This window comes from Mesorhizobium sp. M0040 (assembly GCF_040323505.1).
In the GTDB taxonomy this organism is placed as follows: domain Bacteria; phylum Pseudomonadota; class Alphaproteobacteria; order Rhizobiales; family Rhizobiaceae; genus Mesorhizobium.
This window is the reverse complement of the sequence record NZ_JAMYVA010000016.1, coordinates 19,796-37,125: the sequence shown is the minus strand read 5'-3', so window position 1 is coordinate 37,125 and position 17,330 is coordinate 19,796. Positions and strand designations below refer to the sequence as shown.

The 17,330-nt window shown below is 57.4% G+C and carries 12 protein-coding genes; all 12 read right to left on the bottom strand.

All coding sequences use genetic code 11. The annotated features are described in order from the left end of the window. Positions 1-133: 133 nt before the first annotated feature. Positions 134-1,357, bottom strand: coding sequence for a HEAT repeat domain-containing protein (locus tag NKJ91_RS16260; protein WP_352456402.1), 1,224 nt, complete (start codon positions 1,355-1,357; stop codon positions 134-136). Between the two features lie 103 nt (positions 1,358-1,460). Beyond that, a complete protein-coding gene (locus NKJ91_RS16255) occupies positions 1,461-1,631 on the bottom strand; it encodes a hypothetical protein (protein WP_352456401.1) in 171 nt (56 codons plus the stop codon). 343 nt (positions 1,632-1,974) lie between these two features. Continuing rightward, entirely contained in the window at positions 1,975-3,264 is a 1,290-nt protein-coding gene (locus NKJ91_RS16250; RefSeq protein ID WP_352456400.1) for an ABC1 kinase family protein, read from the bottom strand. 9 nt (positions 3,265-3,273) lie between these two features. Then, positions 3,274-4,629 carry a hypothetical protein gene (locus NKJ91_RS16245; RefSeq protein ID WP_352456399.1) on the bottom strand — a complete coding sequence of 452 codons (1,356 nt, stop codon included), beginning with the start codon at positions 4,627-4,629 and terminating at the stop codon, positions 3,274-3,276. A gap of 97 nt (positions 4,630-4,726) precedes the next feature. After that, positions 4,727-5,200: an acyl-CoA thioesterase gene (locus tag NKJ91_RS16240; RefSeq protein ID WP_352456398.1), complete on the bottom strand. Its 474-nt coding sequence runs from the start codon at positions 5,198-5,200 to the stop codon at positions 4,727-4,729. After that, positions 5,197-10,803, bottom strand: coding sequence for an SDR family NAD(P)-dependent oxidoreductase (locus NKJ91_RS16235; RefSeq protein WP_352456397.1), 5,607 nt, complete (start codon positions 10,801-10,803; stop codon positions 5,197-5,199). The genes NKJ91_RS16240 and NKJ91_RS16235 overlap by 4 nt, the downstream gene beginning before the upstream one ends. After that, positions 10,803-11,795 carry an enediyne biosynthesis protein UnbU gene (locus NKJ91_RS16230; protein ID WP_352456396.1) on the bottom strand — a complete coding sequence of 331 codons (993 nt, stop codon included), beginning with the start codon at positions 11,793-11,795 and terminating at the stop codon, positions 10,803-10,805. The genes NKJ91_RS16235 and NKJ91_RS16230 overlap by 1 nt, the downstream gene beginning before the upstream one ends. Continuing rightward, positions 11,795-13,750, bottom strand: coding sequence for a CRTAC1 family protein (locus NKJ91_RS16225; protein WP_352456395.1), 1,956 nt, complete (start codon positions 13,748-13,750; stop codon positions 11,795-11,797). The genes NKJ91_RS16230 and NKJ91_RS16225 overlap by 1 nt, the downstream gene beginning before the upstream one ends. Next, positions 13,747-14,736, bottom strand: coding sequence for a DUF1702 family protein (locus NKJ91_RS16220; RefSeq protein WP_352456394.1), 990 nt, complete (start codon positions 14,734-14,736; stop codon positions 13,747-13,749). The genes NKJ91_RS16225 and NKJ91_RS16220 overlap by 4 nt, the downstream gene beginning before the upstream one ends. A gap of 1 nt (position 14,737) precedes the next feature. Further along, entirely contained in the window at positions 14,738-14,944 is a 207-nt protein-coding gene (locus NKJ91_RS16215; protein WP_352456393.1) for a hypothetical protein, read from the bottom strand. 247 nt (positions 14,945-15,191) lie between these two features. Further along, positions 15,192-15,863, bottom strand: coding sequence for a DUF6008 family protein (locus NKJ91_RS16210; RefSeq protein WP_352456392.1), 672 nt, complete (start codon positions 15,861-15,863; stop codon positions 15,192-15,194). Between the two features lie 415 nt (positions 15,864-16,278). Continuing rightward, positions 16,279-16,995 carry an AfsR/SARP family transcriptional regulator gene (locus NKJ91_RS16205; protein WP_352456391.1) on the bottom strand — a complete coding sequence of 239 codons (717 nt, stop codon included), beginning with the start codon at positions 16,993-16,995 and terminating at the stop codon, positions 16,279-16,281. Positions 16,996-17,330 lie beyond the last annotated feature (335 nt).

The window sequence follows — 17,330 nt, the reverse complement described above, 5'->3', positions numbered from 1 at the left end:
TGGCTGGAGTTGCACTCAAAGCCTAGCGTATCCCTGAAAAGGCCAACGACGCGCGGGTGGAGATCCCGCGGCACGGAAATTGCTATGTTTCGTCCCGGGTCGGCTCGCATGCATTAACCTCGGACTGCTCGATTTAAGTAAGACTATATGGGTCATAGGGATCAGGGTTCGGTTCACCGACAAGCCCAAAATCCAGTAACCCCTGTTCGGTTGCGTGAGCTGGCTCGGTATTTAGGTTTAGTATGTCGGGCAATCCGGGTGATCTCGCGATTAGGCCCTTGAAACTGCCAAAGAGGAGCACGTTTGCCAGTGGACCGGCGATCGGATGGTGCGGGTCTACTAGCTGCACTTCCCCAGGACCTATGCTCATCCCATTTTGGATGACGCGGGCTAGGTTGACGTATGCGAAGCCCATATACCTTCCTCGGACGGACTTCACGTAATTGCTGGGACCCGGCCGCCCGGGTGAAAGCCTCTCGAGTTTCTCGCCCACAGAGGCCGTGAGCGTTATAGCAACACGTTCGAGCACTGAGGCAACATCCGGTATGACCGGGGCGGAAGTGTCTTCCACCTTTCCTGAGAGATAGAAGGAATGAGCTGATCTCGCTTGATAGAGGTGATGGTGCATTCTTTCTGATATATCAACACTCATTCCGCTGAAGTTAAATATTTCAAAGTGATCGGATCCATCTGGATGATAGCTCTTTATTTTTTTTTCGATGACTAACTGCGATCTGAATGACGCTTCTCTTGTGCATGCCATCACTCGCCCCATGATTTCTTCGAACCACAGTGGCGACAACGTAATGCGTGAATAACCTAAAGGAGTTCGGACTAAGGCATGGCCTGCTATCGTGAGCGGCAGGGTCTGGTCAAACAAGTTGTTGGGATCGAAGGCGATTGCTCTTCGCTCATTTTCGTCCACATCAAGGCGGCCTTCTGACTCGTTGAGAAGCAATCTGGCCCAATCTTCTACGTCGGGATTTCCGTCAGATAAGCCTCGAAGGAGGATCTCTCTTGTGCTGGAGGAGGGATATTTTTGCGCCAACCAGAGTGCGGAACGACGTACATCAGCATTGTTTTCGCCTCCCATCACTCCTTTGATGATCGCCTCGATCCCATCGAAACGCCGATCCCCGAGTTCCCAGAGCGCTCGTTCTCGTTCAACGCAATTTGAGTTATTCACTACTGCGTCAGCGAGGACATCGTTACCTCGTATGTCAAATCTATTGACATTATCGATTGGAATTTTACTGAACTCGATAGAATCGGACGGGTCCCTATTAAACACGGTGGCCGGAATTTCTGTAAGCGAACCTCCTGAGAGCGTTGCCGCATCCGTAAAATGATAGTTCATTTTAATTTACACCTCTCGGTTTCGTCACCTTATAACCTCTCAGGTTTCGGTGATCATGCAGCGTAGCTCTTTGAGCAGAATTTTTACCCAACAAGATTTTCGGCTATCTCAACATAGTCACCTGTAGGCGCGCCCGAATGAAATCAATCCTCTCGACAGGATCCGCGTTATTATCATCCGCCAGGACGCTTCTATCGTCCTCCGCCAACATCGCCCCGGAGGCGTCCTCCAATGCGGCGAGCGAACTAGCTTTGGCAAAGCGGATCTCGTTCATGCGTCATCTTTCCTTTTCAGGCCAAGGGACAACCACACAAATTGTGAACCGCGCCCATCACCAAACCGTCACCGTTGAATTCCCTTAGGATCACTGAGACCTTGCGCTGGAGACCAATGAGCCAACCCGATCTAATCCGCTCTGGCGCAACCGGATTGTCTACTGCTGATTAGACGCTGAGGTGCAGCAAACGTCGGGGCCTAGTCGATACGCGGATTTGCGACGGAGCGCCTCTGCGCCGTGGCACACTTGCGGGGGCCTCCGCATACTTCCACGAAGATCTTGGAAAGTGAATTTCTTGAAATAGCTATGATACGTTCGCAAACTGCGTCGAGGGATATGCCTAGACTCTGACAAGCATTCTTGCTCTTTCCAAGACGGAAGCCATTAAAAAAGGACGTGCTGCCTTCTGAAAATCCAGAGTGGGATAGCCATGTCGAACCAAGCCTTCGAACATGGCGAGAGCCCAGACAGCGTTTGCAAAGCCCGGCGCTCCCGACAGTCCAAACCGCCGTTGCAACGCGAACAACTCCTCGACAAACCGTGCAACAAGAAACTCGCCTGCCTTCAGACCGCAATACTTCTTTACCAAGACGGCGGCCGCTCGATCAAATTCGTCTCTATTGAGGTTAGGCGGTTGCTTCTCCGCGCTCTCGACAATCTTTTGTGAGGCAGTGATCCGGTCGCCCATAGCCACTGCGATAAAGAAATCACGGAACAGCACCCGATCGTTCTCGGTGAGTTCTGCGACCAGGCCAAAATCATAGAGAACAACCTGACCTACCGAATTTATTGCTACGTTACCTGGATGGAGGTCCCCATGCACAAAGCCGTGTACGAAGATCATCGCGTACACATTCTTGAGCAAGACGACACAAGCGTGCTCGTAGGTCGATTGAGGCGCATCCGCGGGATCGAGTTTCCTTGTGCCTGAAATAAACGTTGTCACAAGCACGCCAGGTCGTGACTGCTCTGCCAGAGGCTCGGGAATGACGACTTCGGGATCAAGCAGGCGCCTCAGTCGCGTGGCATTAGCAGCCTCCAACGCCATGTCACATTGGCGCACCACCAATTCTGCGAAGCGATCGAAAATTTTTGCAATCGGAACGCCGTCAAAACGGTGCAGGCGCGCAACCACGTTGCTCACCACCCATCGCATGATTTTTAGATCTATTTCGATTCGCCGCTTCGTGCCCGGTCGCACGAGTTTTATTGCAACGTCGCCACCACCACGCACCCGCCCGCGAAACACAGCCGCCACACTGCCGCAGGCGAACGGCTCAGGCTCAATGTATTCGAACACCTCATTCAATGCAGCGCCGTAAGCCGCATCCAGCGCCTTTCGTAGTCCACGTGGACTCGGAGGCTTCACACGATCTTGCAGACGGCTCAACGGTCTAGTCAGGGCGACCGGGATCAAATCCTGGCGACAACTGGCCACTTGGGACATTTTAACGGCCGCGGGCCCCAGGGATTCGGCTAACCGTGCCAGCAAGCCCCCCAAGGATGTCACCAAAGCGGAGCGGTCACGACGGACGAGATGAACGAGGAGAGTCGAAACAGCAAATGCTACGAACACAATAGCCAGGAACCCAATCTGCAAAACGCGAAATGCAATCCGAATGAGATCCATTTTCCACGCTCAGTAGCTGATATTGGGATCGTAATCTCGGAAAGTCGTTATTCCTGCGGCACCTTGCGCCAATGAGATACGCCCTGGGTCTAGCGGCGTGGTGCGTGAGTATCGGGCGAAATTGACTCCTTCGGCGAAATCGCGCTCCGCGACCTCTTCCATTCCGGTGCAACACCCAGGCCTGAAGTAAACGTGGCGATCCAACAGGGAACCTACCTGTGGCTTGTCGAACGCTACCTTGACGTCTCTTGGCGGAATTTCCTGTGCCCCTACCGCAATCGCGATACCGGCCTGATCATCTACCAGCTTTTGGTCGTTGATATGGACGTCATAATTGACAGCATAGGTTATCCGAGCCGGGAAGTCCGCCGAATCCGCCGGACGGCCGGGATCCGAGGCCTGATCGGCCGTTCCGAGACTCCGTGAGAGATCCACGAGTTTGATCCATCCGGAAACTACGCTTCGACCAGATTTGGATAGCATCCTTGCTACAGTTTCACCGACATCGCCAGCCGAGCGCAGCCCCGAGGCAAGCGAGAACCGAATGTCCAACGGCCGGAGGGCTCGATTGATAGACGATAAGGTTGAATTACCCTGTGACTGCGTCAGGTTGGTTTGCAAGCCGCGAACCGGGAGCGTTGCACTCGTCGTCACCCGGCCACCAGGCGTGGTACCCACGGGAGCAAACGTGGAGATCGCCAGCAAATAGCGCGCGCGATCGCGGCTGCTTGTAATGTCGAAGGTCTCACTCTCTCCCGGAATGCCAGGTACTTTCTTGTGGAAGATAATCATTGGACTTTGCTTATCCAATGCACCACCGTTCATGGACGTTATGCTCGGCCGAAGGTACTTTAGCCCAGATTCACCGACAGACCCGGGTAGCAGGATCTGCCAGTAGATCGTATTGTGCGGGTTGCTGTAGATGGCATCCGACGCACCGTCGGCACCAGCAGTCCAGACGCGCAGATGATGGCTGGCCAGATTTCTGATTTCGATCTCGTGAGCCTCGCCAAACATGTCGGAAGCCACCAACTCCTGACCGGGATCAACACCAATCTGGCAATTGTGAGAAACATTGAACGTAACGGTTGCAGGAACATAGTCCGCAAAGCCATTTGAGGGGTCCTCAACAAATCGACCTCGTGGATCCCCGTCAAACAGGCGATTAAGCATCTCACTCTTCCCAAACAGCTCCCAGTCTCGAATGACAAACTGGAACTCCCGTGTGCCGAGCTGGTTGACGTAGGCCGGAAAGACTTCGAGGCGCATGAAGGTCCTAAGCTTCACCTCCTCTTCTAGCCAGGGATCCGTAGGCGACAACCGCCCGCTCATTGGAATGGTTATGGTCGACCCTTGGAATTCCATGAAGCTCTCGCCTGGATCTAACGCTCTGAAGGTGCGATACGGGCCTGAGACAATAGGCGTTACTATGATGCGTTGGGCCTCTTGCTGAGGCGGCAGCTCATTTGTTCCTGACTGCAAATTGGTTCAGTGCGTCTGCAAGCGATTTGGGTGGCGCGATCGGTGACATGCCATCCCGATCTTTGCGCATGCAGCCAATCTCCTGAAACCCTTGGGCGGCCGTAATTTTCTGATCAGCCATTATTTTAAAGTAATGAAAGTCCAAACCTATTCTATTGCCACGAACATATGACAGATGCATTGTTACTTCTATTTCATCAAAAGCATATATTTCTTCAAAATACTGACAGGTTACAGAAAGAGTTACGAGCCTTAGGCCCAGAGAGATGTCATCAATTATTGATTGTGCATGCTGGGCAAGAAACATCTCTCGGCAACGTCCCTGCCAGGCAATATGGCGTGCGAAATAGACGTTTCCGACGACATTGGTCTCCTCGAACGAGACCACATGTCGATAGATAAAGGGCTTCCCGGTGGGCGAGGCATGCATAGTTCGGCCAATCTGCTCGTTCATGCCTGAATCCTCCGGATCGAGCTTAGAGCGATCGTTTTCCCGCTTTCTTGGTCGGGAAGATCCACGAGCAGAAGGTCGACGCCATCAACTTGGAAGGGTTCCCCGCGGCGGAGTTCAGCTGTCGGACGAATTGTGGCCTGCCGTCCTACCTTCCGACACGCTTCGATCGCTGCAAACCGGTATTGTGCGCCGCTTGCGTCACCAGTCTCCAGATCGCAACCTATGTGGTTGTCCGCCGACAGGGCGAGTGTCATCCCTTCCCGGTGTGCGAGAGTGATGAACCCCTCGCCATTCCTCAGGATCGGCCGCCCGTCTGAACGGCGATCTATGCTGTCTGTGATCCCAAGGACGGCGAAGGCTGAAACGCGCCGCGTTTCGCGCGTGTTCAGGTCGTCGTTGATTATTGCGACCCTGATACTGTCGTCATCGAACGCTTCCCTGGCGGATCGCTCCACGAATGTCGCCTTCAGCCAGAATTCACTCTTGAGCGTGCTGGCAATATCCACTTTGCCAATCGATCGGAAAGCCGCGCGGCTCCAGTGTTGGACGCAGCGGCCTTCACTGTCTTCAACATCGATGTCGAAAATATAATAGCCGGATCGCACCTCGCGTTCGACAGCGCGAACCAGAACCGGCGGACCGCCGTCCATCAGCTCAAGACGTTCAATCGAGACCGGCAACACGCGCTTGTGCGGGATTGTCACCTGCAACGCGTGCATGCAGGCGTCCGCGGCACCCGGATCTCCAAGTATCAGTCCTTTTGGTTCGTAGGCACCAAACCACCCAGTCCCCAGCTCTGGCAAAAGAGTTGCCACCACGTGGCGCGAACTCACCGTCAGGAATCGGTCAATTCGTCGGAACCGGCCTTCATTAAAGAACAACTGGTTGTATAGCGATTTCGCATCAAACCCCTGTCCGTCCAGGTGCAGGCGAGTGCCAACTGCTGCACTGTCGGGTCGCCTGGATAGATGCCTGAAAACGGCCCGCGCGGCCGGCGCGCTGAAATCGTCTGCGCCTGTAGAAAGGGTTACCTCGATACGACCCTCATGGCGCAGTGCCGCCAGACGAAGCGGCGTCTGCCTCATGTCAAGCTGGACTGCACGCTCAAAAGACGCACTCTCTATCGAGGTGATGACATCGCCATTGCACAGGCACGACGCGGCTTGCGCCATTGCTTCCAGAGCCATGATGCCTGGCAGTATCGCCTGCCCCGCAATGACATGGTCGTCTATGTAACGGTCGCGGCCCCTCGAAATATCCGTCTCCAGGACGATTTCCTTGTTTGGATAGTAGAGGAGCGGACGATCCACGAAGCGCAAGGAAGGCAGATCTGCCGGTCCCAGATCAAGCTCACGAGGCTGCCCAAAGCGGCTCGTCACGGCGATCGTACCTTCAGCTCCTGTCTGGATGAGCTGATCGAATTTGGCGAGTGCATCGTCGACAGAAATGGGATCGACCCCCTGGGCCATTAGGCGCTCGATAGTCCCGAGCCGCTCGCCCATGCCGATCCCGCCCCAGATCGACCATTCCAGCGCCAATGCAGAGCGACCGGGCGCCGCCTGTGCCCATGTCATGGCAGCAGCCGAGAGTGCCTCGTTCGCAAGCGCGTAGTGCGCCTCGCCCTCAAGGCCGATGCGACCTATCAGAGAGCCGAAAGTGAGAACCGTTCGCAGCGATGGGCCGCATAATGAAATCGCATTTGTGAACGCATCCAGCTTGGTCGCAAGGCAGCGACGCGCAATGAACGCGTCGACTTTCGCGATCTGCATCGGTTCGTTGACCGCTGCCGCGTGGACAAGCACCGTCGGCTTCCCGATTGCACGGATTGCAGGGGTAAATCGGGATTCCAGCTGCGAAGCGTCGCACGCGTCGGCACAGACATATGCACAGCGAACCTCCAGCTTCGCAGCTCGTTCCAGCGTCTCGGAGACTTCTTTGCTGTCTGCAGACGACCGTCCCACGAGTATCAGCGCCGCGCCCTTTTTGCCCAGCTCCAGAGCGCATTCCGATGTAATGCCGCGGCCTCCACCGATGACCACCACGACATCGCCAGCACCAATGGCTGAAACGGAAGCATCAGTTGATAAGGAGATCGGGACGAACACTGGCGACTTCAGCGCCCCTTCCATGTCAGACCGGAGCTCGGTGTACCGTCCCGATCGCGCCTGAAGTTCACTTTCAAACGCCTGGTCGTCTCCGTCGCCTTCGGCCACGCCCAGAACACGAACCGTATGGAATGCATTTTCGAGTGCCAGTGATCGCGCGAAGGCCGATATCGGTGCTGCGCTATGAACGATGCCCAGGTTCCGGACGCCGCGACGGGCAGCCTCGGCAGCGAGGGCAATCAATGACTCCGCAGTCGCCCGGGAGAATGGGCCATGCAGCCGCAGGAGCCAGCCATCGCGTGTATGGGGCAGCGCAGACAGATCCTGCTCCTCCGAAACCGCAATAGTTGACCAGATCACCGGTTCGGAGACCAGAGTGGACGAAATCACGTCAACCCATCGCATCGAATATGTGTCCACCCATGGGCGGACCCCTGCAACACGATCCGGATCACCTTTTGCCTGACTGAACTTGCGCAGTTCGTCCAGCGCGCTGGCCAGGATGCGCGGGGTCGCATTTGCGAACTCGGTAGGCGCCGTCGGAGATCGGGCGCCGACCGCTCTGGCCGCGGCAATCACGATCCGTGACACGGACAATGAGTTCAGATGCAGACTGTCCAGAAACCTGTCGTCGGGGCCGATTGATTCCTGGGGAAGGCCTGTCTGAGCTGAAATTAACGACAGGATGGCCCCAAGACTGTCGGCAATTCCCGTCTCGGCAATCACCGCCGATGGCGCGTCATCCGCGACATGGTTGTTCCCTTTCGGATCTACCGGCGGATTTGAACTCAGCGATGGGACCTGCGTCCTGCCGGTGTCCCCTGAGCCGCACGGGCTGGTCAGAAACGATGGGATCGAGGTTTCAAAGCGCCGTATGGCACGCTCGGCAAAGAGCGGCGTCGCGTCAATACGATGGCCCCTCGCATGAAGCTCTCCAAGGGTTAGAAGCAGTGGCGCGACCGACGCCCCGAAGGCGTCAATGGGCAAGGCAGGCACACCTGACAGTTCGGCCAGTCTGGCCAGGCCGTGACCCGGGCCCACTTCTACAAAAATGTCGGCATGCTGTTGCGCGTCTACCAGCGCCGTTTCAAAGCGAACTCTGTCGACAAGCTGGCTTGTCAAAAGCGTGCGCAGGTCAACTGTTTCATCAATCGGAGCGCCCGTAACGGTTGAAAGAACGATATTCCGACAGGTGCCAAGAGCAACTCTCCTAAGTGCCTTTCGAAACGGATCAACGGCCCGCGCCATGTCCGGACTATGGAACGCATGCGATGTCGCAAGCCGCGTGTAATCGATAGACGCGTGGTCAAGAAGCGAAACAAGGCGCTCAATCGATCGCGATGGGCCAGACAGCACGGTTTCTGCGCGACCGTTCTCGCACGCCACCGTCACATCACCGACCGAGGCAGCGATTGCCTCGGCGTGTGGCGAAGACAGTGCGACGCGCAGCATGCAGCCGCCAGGCACGGCATGGCGGGCCATGATCGCGCCGCGCATCGCGGAAAGCGCAATCGCATCATTTCTGGTTAGCGCGCCGCCCCACGAGAGCGCGGAAATCTCGCCCAGACTGTGGCCAATTGCCGTCCCGGCGTTAATGCCAAGGCTGTCGAGAACCGCAAGCCCCGCCATGCTGGCGGCAACTATTGTGGGCTGCACGACCTCGGTCGCAGTGGTCGGGTGTGGCTGATCGTCTGGCAGCAGGCGGCGGAACTTATCGGCAGGGCCAAAGCAGCGCGCCCAGAGTCCTCCATCCGTGTGCGAAGGCGCACCCTGCCCGGGAAAGATGTAACCTATCCGAGGACGGACGCCGCCATCCCCCACGAACACACCCACTTCCCGCGAGAACACTGACCGCCCGTTCTCGAGCACGGACCTGGCATGAGATAGCCGATCAACAAGCTCTCCGGCATCTGAGGCCACAATGCCAACATTGATGCTCCCGCCGGACGGTCGCCGACAGACGGCTGCCGCAGCGTCGGAAAGTTCGGAGATCGAGATCGACGATGCTCTCGCCAGCAGGACGTCCAGATCGCGCGCAACTTCGTCCCGCTTATCGCCCGAAAATAGGAACAGCTCCGCGTCGAAGGCGCTGGGGGCGCGCAGCGATACCGATGTCCTCGTGGGCTTGCCGACCTGCTCGATGACGATATGCGCGTTTATTCCGCCGAACCCAAAACTCGAGACGCCGGCGAGACTCCCGTCAATCCGTTTTGGAATGAGGGAGGGCTGAACTCTGTTTTCCGTTTCCGCAAAGGCGGGATGCGGATCGCGGCACCCGACATGTGGCGGCAGCACACCCTGACGCAAAGCCTCGATCGCCTTCGCCAGGCCTGCGAAGCCGGCCGCAGCTTTGGTGTGGCCTATGTTTGCCTTGATTGACCCAATCAGGAGGGGGTTCGATGTCGCACCACGCAACGAAGCCAGAGCTTGTATTTCGGTTGGGTCGCCTACAGCAGTCCCGGTGCCATGGGCTTCCACGAAGGCGAGATCCGCCGGATCCGCGTCGGCGCCTTCGTAGGCTCTCCTGTATGCAAGAAGTTGCCCCATGCTGGATGGCCTGGTCAAACCCCCTGCTCCATCCGTTGACATTCCCCAGCCGCGGAGCACGGCCAGCCGGTCGAGACCGGCACGGCCTGCTTCACCGTCCCGCACAATTACGGCGAACGCTCCTCCCTCTCCCGGCCAGAAGCCTCTCGAGTTGACATCGAAGACCCGCATATCGCCTTGGGCAAGCGCACCGTTTCGAGAGAATCCAACCAGCTCGAATGGATCAATGCTGAGATCAACACCGCCAACAACCACTGCATCGGCCTGATGAGATGCGAGCAGATTCGCTGCATCAGCCACCGCAACCAGCGAAGATGCACATGCTCCGTCGACAGTGTATGCGCCGCCTCGCAAATCAAAATGGTTGGCAATTCTGCCCGCTATGGTGTTCGCCAGTCCACCGGCCAGGCTGTCCTCGTTCGGCGCCGGGAATCTTCGACAGATCTCGCCCCCAAATGCCTGCCGAAGCCTCGCTCCGACAGTCGACTCTAGCCCCTCTGTCTCGATGGCATTTGCCAGCATGGTGTTAAGGAAGGGCAGTCGATGCCTGAGCATGGCGGCCCGGCTGAATTCGCCCGTCAGCGTGTTTGCAACGACTACTGCTGTCCGGCTGCGGTCCAGTCTGTCGAGGCCCGCTTTGCTGATCGCATCAGCGGCAAGTTCAAGCGCGAGCCAATGAGCCAGGTCGGTCGCATCAAAGGTCGCCAAGGGAACGCGAAACCGGGCGCGATCGAATTCCCAGCCTGTAAGAAGCCCCGCCTTCACAGGCACAATTGAGTCAGCCTCGCCGAGTAGGCTTTCCGCGTATTGGTCAAGGTCAAGCCGCTGTTTCGGGATGGCTCGAAACGATCTGCGCCCCTCGATGGCATTCTGCCACAACTCGGTCGGGCTTGCCGCATCGGGAAACCTGCATGACAGCGAGACGATAGCAATTCTGGTTTGCGCGTTCATCACTCTCCGGGGGAGAGGGCAGCGGACCCTCGGGTTTGACCAGGTGACCGCGCCTTGCGTGCAGCATTGGCAATTGCAAGCAACGCTCCGCGTCCTGCCGTTACTGCGGTGAGCGCATAGAATAGCCCAAAAACCATGTGGGCCTCCATGAGGACAGCGTAGCCAACTGCGACCGCAATGGCGAAGGCGATCTGGCCGCGCGTTCTGGCAGGAGTCGTCGCTGGATCGGTGATCATGTAAAAGGTGAACAATATGAAGGCAAAGCCGGTCATAGGCACAAGACCGGATGTGATGGGTGTTCCGTTTATGGCGGCACGAATGATCGCCTGCGCGGCGAAGGCCCCAACCCAGGTGAGGATCAGCGGAATCCTGCCTGTCGCTTTCCTGTTAAGGTAGCTTCCGGTTCCAACGATAACAAGCGGCAGAAGCCAGTCCACGAAACCCCACGTGTTCTCGGAGAACTGGTAGGGAGGCGCAATTCCTACCGTGGGGAATAGCAGCAGCGTTACCGTGATGCCGAAATTCGAGGGGTTGAGAAAATGCCTCAGGACGGGTCTGCCGTCTCTGCCTTGCCCCAAAGTGACCCGAAATACATACTTTGAAGCCGTCGCAACGCTGGCGGCGAAAGCAACGGCGGCCAGATTGTCCGCGGCATACAAGAGCATACCAACCGCAAGTCCGCTGATGTGGGCTGGCAGCAGAAACCTGACCAGATTTAGAAACTCGCCTGCATAGCGCGGTTTGCGGCCGGCAGCGCGCGCTTCCAGTGTCTCGCCGATCAGATCTACTGAATAGGTAGTCCCAACTGAGACAAAGGGCGTGATCCACGACTGCTCGAACCCGAGAAACGCGTGGCCGACAACGTTCAGGACAGTGATGGCGAACGCGAAGCGGGACAGACCGCCCAGACGCTTCTCTGAATACCAGCGTTCCGCAACAGCTTCAAAGCGGTCAACGCGGCGGCCAATAAGTGCCGTTGTTTCGATTGACATCAACCACCACCCCTGTTCCGGGAGTTAACCTGTAAAGCAGCTGCCAGCGCATCGCCCAGGATCAGACGATGCCGCCCGGGCGTCAGCCTCATCGTCATTGTCTGCTGGCCAGCGGCGTTGCGCCATTTGAACTGCACATCGAATTGTGCGTCGGGGGCCACCTTGCCGAGGCCGAGGTGGATTTCAGGTGCACGCTTTCCGGCATGACCGGATCCACCGTCCACAACCGAGGTGACAATACGGCCACCTGGAAGGACGACGCGCGCTTCCGCGCCAATCGCCGGTCTTGTGGCCCCCGGCAATCCTGGTACCCTTAGGTCGACCACGATCGATTGTCCGGCGTCCTTCGAAAGGTTTCTCAGGAAAACAGACGGGCTCCATTGCCGCGCAATAGCGACGGAGAGCCGACCGTCGCCGTAGACGTCGCCGGTCGCTATTCCGCGCGATACAGTTTCAGAGTCCAGCCCGAGAGACATCCATACGTCCGAATACTTCCCGTCGACCGTTGGCAGGAAGAGACGATCATGATCTCCTCCGGACAGTTCATCCCCATCAGAAAAACGAGGCCATGCGGCGGGAAACTGCAGAAGCTCGTCGTTGCCCATGGCAAGTTCCTGAAGCTCGGGCCATCGGTTGGTTGCCCCCTTGACGAAGCCAATTGCCTGAAGGATAGCCGGCCGTCCCGAGTTCAGCAGATCCGCAAACTTGATGTCCCACCCCCAGCCACTGGTCCAGGTCCCGTATTCCGAGCTCCGGTCGATGTAAGGCGCGACATCTCTGAACCATGCGGTGTCGTCGCCATCGTTTACGAACAGGAAATTGCTCTCAAGAAGCGCGTATGGGGATGAGATGTTGCTCACGGCAAGCGCCGGCCGGCCGTCGCCGACCAGATCTCCAAAATCAGCGCCCATCCCTTTGAATGAATCCTGACCGAGCACTTTGGAGCGTGGAACGCCAAGAGTTCTGGTTCCTTTGACCAGCTTGAAATGCGGTGTGCCAGGAGTTGACCGGTTGAGAAGAAGCCGGTCACTGCCGAAATCGTTGGCTACATAGATCTCCGGCAGGCCGCGATATTTCTGCATGTCGCCTGAAAGCGATGAGTCATCCAGATCGCGTGCGGCAAGTGCCAATGTCCAGCCGTCCGCCATCTCGTCGGTGAAGGCGGCGCTTGCGTCGTGGTAGGCAACGGACGTCTTGGTCGCACCCCACCAGAGAAACAGCCGGTTTCTGCCACCGTTTTCCGCACGTGACATTGAGTGCTGCATTGCAACCGGCTTGTCCGACCGGGCATCGAGCACCCGATCGCCGTCGCGAAAGTAATTCCCGAAAACAAGGTCTGGATGACCGTCGCCATCAACGTCGGCGAGGACTGCGGAATTGGTGTTCCATATCTCCGGAGCATCAGTAATCTCGACGGGCGTGAACCCTGAGGCGTCGAAATCCGGACGTTCATTGCGAAGGAAGATCAGCGGTGTTCTGCCCCAGTAGTAGACGACTAGGTCCATCCGGCCGTCCTCGTTGGCATCCGCCGGAAGACAGCCCATCGGGGCGATTGTCCGGCGATCGAAGCCTCTATCCGGAGGCTCAAGGGCAAATGGCGCGAAGCGATCGCCAGTTTGCGGAGCCGGCATCAACGTAACACTGTCGTTGCGAGGATCGACAAGGCATATGTCATCCGGCAATCCTGTTCCCTGCACATCTGCAAGCGCGATGCCGGCACCTACTGACGAGATCCACGCTTCGATGCGCCTGAGCGAAGGATTGACATCGCGAATTGTGCGGTAATGTCGTCCCGTATCTGCTGGCTCGAGATAGGTCGGCGACAATCTCAGCGGCGCCGCCAGATCAGCAGACGCTTCTGCCGTCAGGTGACTTGGAGACGCTACCAGATAGAGCGCCACGGCCATCGACACAGTCGCGATCTTTGCTGCGTGTCGCAGTAGAAGGCTTTTCATTCGGCGGCCTCCAGTCGACTGACGGTCAGCGACGAAGATGTCCGGCCTCGCCAGACCTCATAGTCAGGAACATCGGGATGGCCACGGGAGAGATCCTCTCGGGATACCCGAACCCGCTCGGACAGCTCGAGCGCCGACATTTCGCAGACTGTCATCGCGGCGAGGTTGGCCGCCGGAGGTGGTACCCCGGCGCGCGCGCGCGCTTCGCAGGCGAATGCGATCCCTTGCGCGAAATGGCACCTGTTGAGCTCTGCCGCGGCAAGGGCGATCCTGAAATCAGATCGGTCACCGCAGCCGGCATAGGCCATGGCGAGACCTAGACCTGCCCAAAGATCGCCCTGTCGGGTCAAGGGAAATCCCTGGATTGTACGAATGGCATCTTCAACGGAGCCGCCGCAGGTGAACCATAGCGCGCGTCCCACCCCCTGGTCATACGCGCGCGCTGCATAGCCACTGCTGACCCTGCGCCAGAATGACATGACGCGGCGCGGCTTGAAGTACGTGTCGTGAAAACCCATGCCGTCGAATGCAAGCCAGCAAAGGAGCGGATCGAGTGCTTTCAGTATGGGAGCTCTTCGCCAGGGCAACCTTGCCATCGCCCATCCGCATCCAACGTGGGCCAAATAAGTGAAATCGGGGTCAAACTCGGCCAGCAATTCGGGAAGAACTGGCCGCCGCAGGGAGAATGCGTCATGGACCGCTACGCCCATGGCACTGCCTTCGACAGCGAATCCGCGAAGGAAAGGCTCAACGCCTGAGCTGGCCAGGCGCACCTCAGCAGCGTCCCTGGCGAGTAGGGCCTTGTTGTAGCCTGCTATGAAGGCTTCGCCGATGGTCTCGAGCTGGGTTTTTCGTTCCTTCGACGCTGAAGCGAAGCCGCGTCGTTCGAAGTTTGCTTCACCTAAGGACAGAAGAAATGGCCGCCACAGCATCATTGGGGGCGACAGGCCCGGCGGATCAAACGGATCGAACGGAAGGGGGATCACGTCATTCCCTCATGATCGATTTCAATTGCTCGGCGATTTGCTTGCATGCGGCTTCCAAGCTGCGGACTCTGAACTGCTTGTCAAAACGCCTGGTTGAGCCCAGTTCTTTGATCTCTCCTCGCCAGGTAGCCGGTTGAGTTCCTGGGTCTCCCCAGAAACGGAGCACGAACACCTTGTCCGGCACGCTTGAGTAGGCTTTTTCTCCCACAACCAGGCTCCTTCGATTAGATGGAGTATTTCGCGCAGTGGTGTTTGCGCTCTCGTCAATCTGTTGCAGCAAAGTCGAAAAGCGACGGGGTGCGTCTCAAGGAATTCTCACGAATGCCTCACGACGGATGATTCTCGCGATTTTTTCACGACGCGTGCCGAGCGCTCCCTGCGGGCCCGCGCCGGGATGCCACCCGGAGCGGGCTGTATCGCCGGCGAACATGACGCTCACCGCAGCAGGATCTGCATCAGTTGGCCCCCGGGCCTTCGCCCTGACGTAATCTGCCCGAGACCAGTCGTAGCCCACGAAAACGGTCTGCCGGGCCAGCTTTGACAAGCGCGTTCCTCATGCGCTCATATTCCATGATGCCGAGCATTGCGAAGGGCATCGGCAGCAGGTTCATGGCGAAATGCCAGGTCACCCTGAATCCTACCGCGAAATCGCGGCTGCCGATAACACCCGCCGCCCCGAAAAGCGTGCTCATGCCTATGGCCTTTCCGACAAAGAAGGCGCTGGTCGTGAGCATGATGTGCTCATAAAGGTGGAAGGTCTCGATGTACAAAGCCCAGCGAACCCATTTCGAAGGCAGGCACACGTAAAGGCAGACGAGAGCTGTCAAAAAAATGCCGTTGCCTATCAGATGCAGGACTTCCATTCCTAGCATTGTGCGGCGCACGGCGTCGCCGGAAGGCGCCACAACGAGACCGATCTGCTGAACGAGATCCATGGCCCATGGAGACATCCAGGGAGTGTCGCGGCCACAGATGTCCGACCAGTCGCCAAGAAGCCAGACACCAAACTGGAACGCATGCTCCGCGAAATGGCCAACCTGAAAAATGAGGCCAAGAGCGGCGACCCCACCAAATACAACCTTGAAATTCCACGCTTCGGCAGTTTGAGACACATCTGAAGTAGCCATCTCGAGTTCCCCGGATCGCCTTGGTCTGTTCGTCCAAGGCTCACCTACATCGTGGCGCTAGTTCCAAAATTGCCAAACCCTCACGAAATATTGCGAAGCCAAAACGCATCGTTGATGGCGAATTGCCGACGCATTGATGGCGACGGACAACGCGATTGGCGGCCTGCCCAAAGAGCGGTTCGTTGATTGAATTGACGGAATTCCACTCAGGAGGTGTTTGCGGTTCCGGATGCTCACTGGGCTCAGGTCTGGTTCAACCCTATGGGCCTCATCGCATGATCATCATCGGCGTCTTCTTTGTAGCGGCTGTTTTGGGGTGACGTCATGCCCTGTGGTGCGGCTTGGCTATAACCGCAGCGATCCCATTGTGAACAACGCGAGTATGTGTTCCCTGTCGCCTACCGCGAGCACAACTTCAGTGAAGTCCTCGCCTCTCAAGGCACAGTGCTTGCCGGATAGCCTCTATGTCATCGTGGTTGTCGCATTGTCGAACAAGCTGAAAGAGCTTGGCCGTTTCAGGCATCGGCCCAACCCCGATTTCCATGCGAAGCACTTTCTGCCACCGGTCGAAGAATTTGGATGCCTCTGCTCGCTGCTCGTCAAGGCATAAGAGGCCAAGCATATTTCGAACGAAGAACTCGCGGAAAGGATCAAACGACAGGATCTTGCGGCATACAGCGATGGCATCGCCGTAGTGGCCTTCCCTAATATATTGGGCTAGCGCATTGTGCGCGAGTGTGACGAAACACGTATGAACTCTCTCACGCTCTTCAACAAACAGGGCATCTTCTTCGCCATCGAGAAATGGTCCCTGGTACAATTCGATTGCCGCCCTGATCGCTGCGAGCGTGGCCACCTCTGATCCGACGGCCAATTTTTTTGCCAGATCTGTGACCGCGCTTGAGTCCACGTGCAGCCAGGGCTCCTGGTCCAGCACCACATCGTCCCCGATTGATCGAAGATTTCTACCACCATTGCTGCTCGGCTCCTGGCCCAGAATCTTTCTCAGACGCCACAGCGCTGAGTTCAGCGCGGCCCGCGACCTCTCAGTGTTCATCTCCGGCCAGAAAAGATCAGCGATCCGTTCCCGACGATGAAGCCTTCCGGGGAAAGCAAACAGGAATGCAGCCATCCTTTGCCCCGAGGGGCCCAGGTCAGAGTGAATCCGCCGACCATCCACGGTGATAGCAAACGATCCCAATAGATTGACCTGCAACACGACCCACCCCCAAACCCCAGGGACTCGCCCACACCGACCCTGCTTCACTTGGTCGGCCACAATATACTTGGCTGTCTGGAATTAATGCAGAGTTCGATCACCATAAAATCACGGATCGGTCACATTTCCCAGAAAATTTATCATGCGAGGGGGAGATCAGTTTAGCCGCGCGACATGTCACGCTGCAGTTGGAACAGCCGTGACACGCAAATCTGAATATCCATAGCTCGCAATCTGCTGAGCTCGAT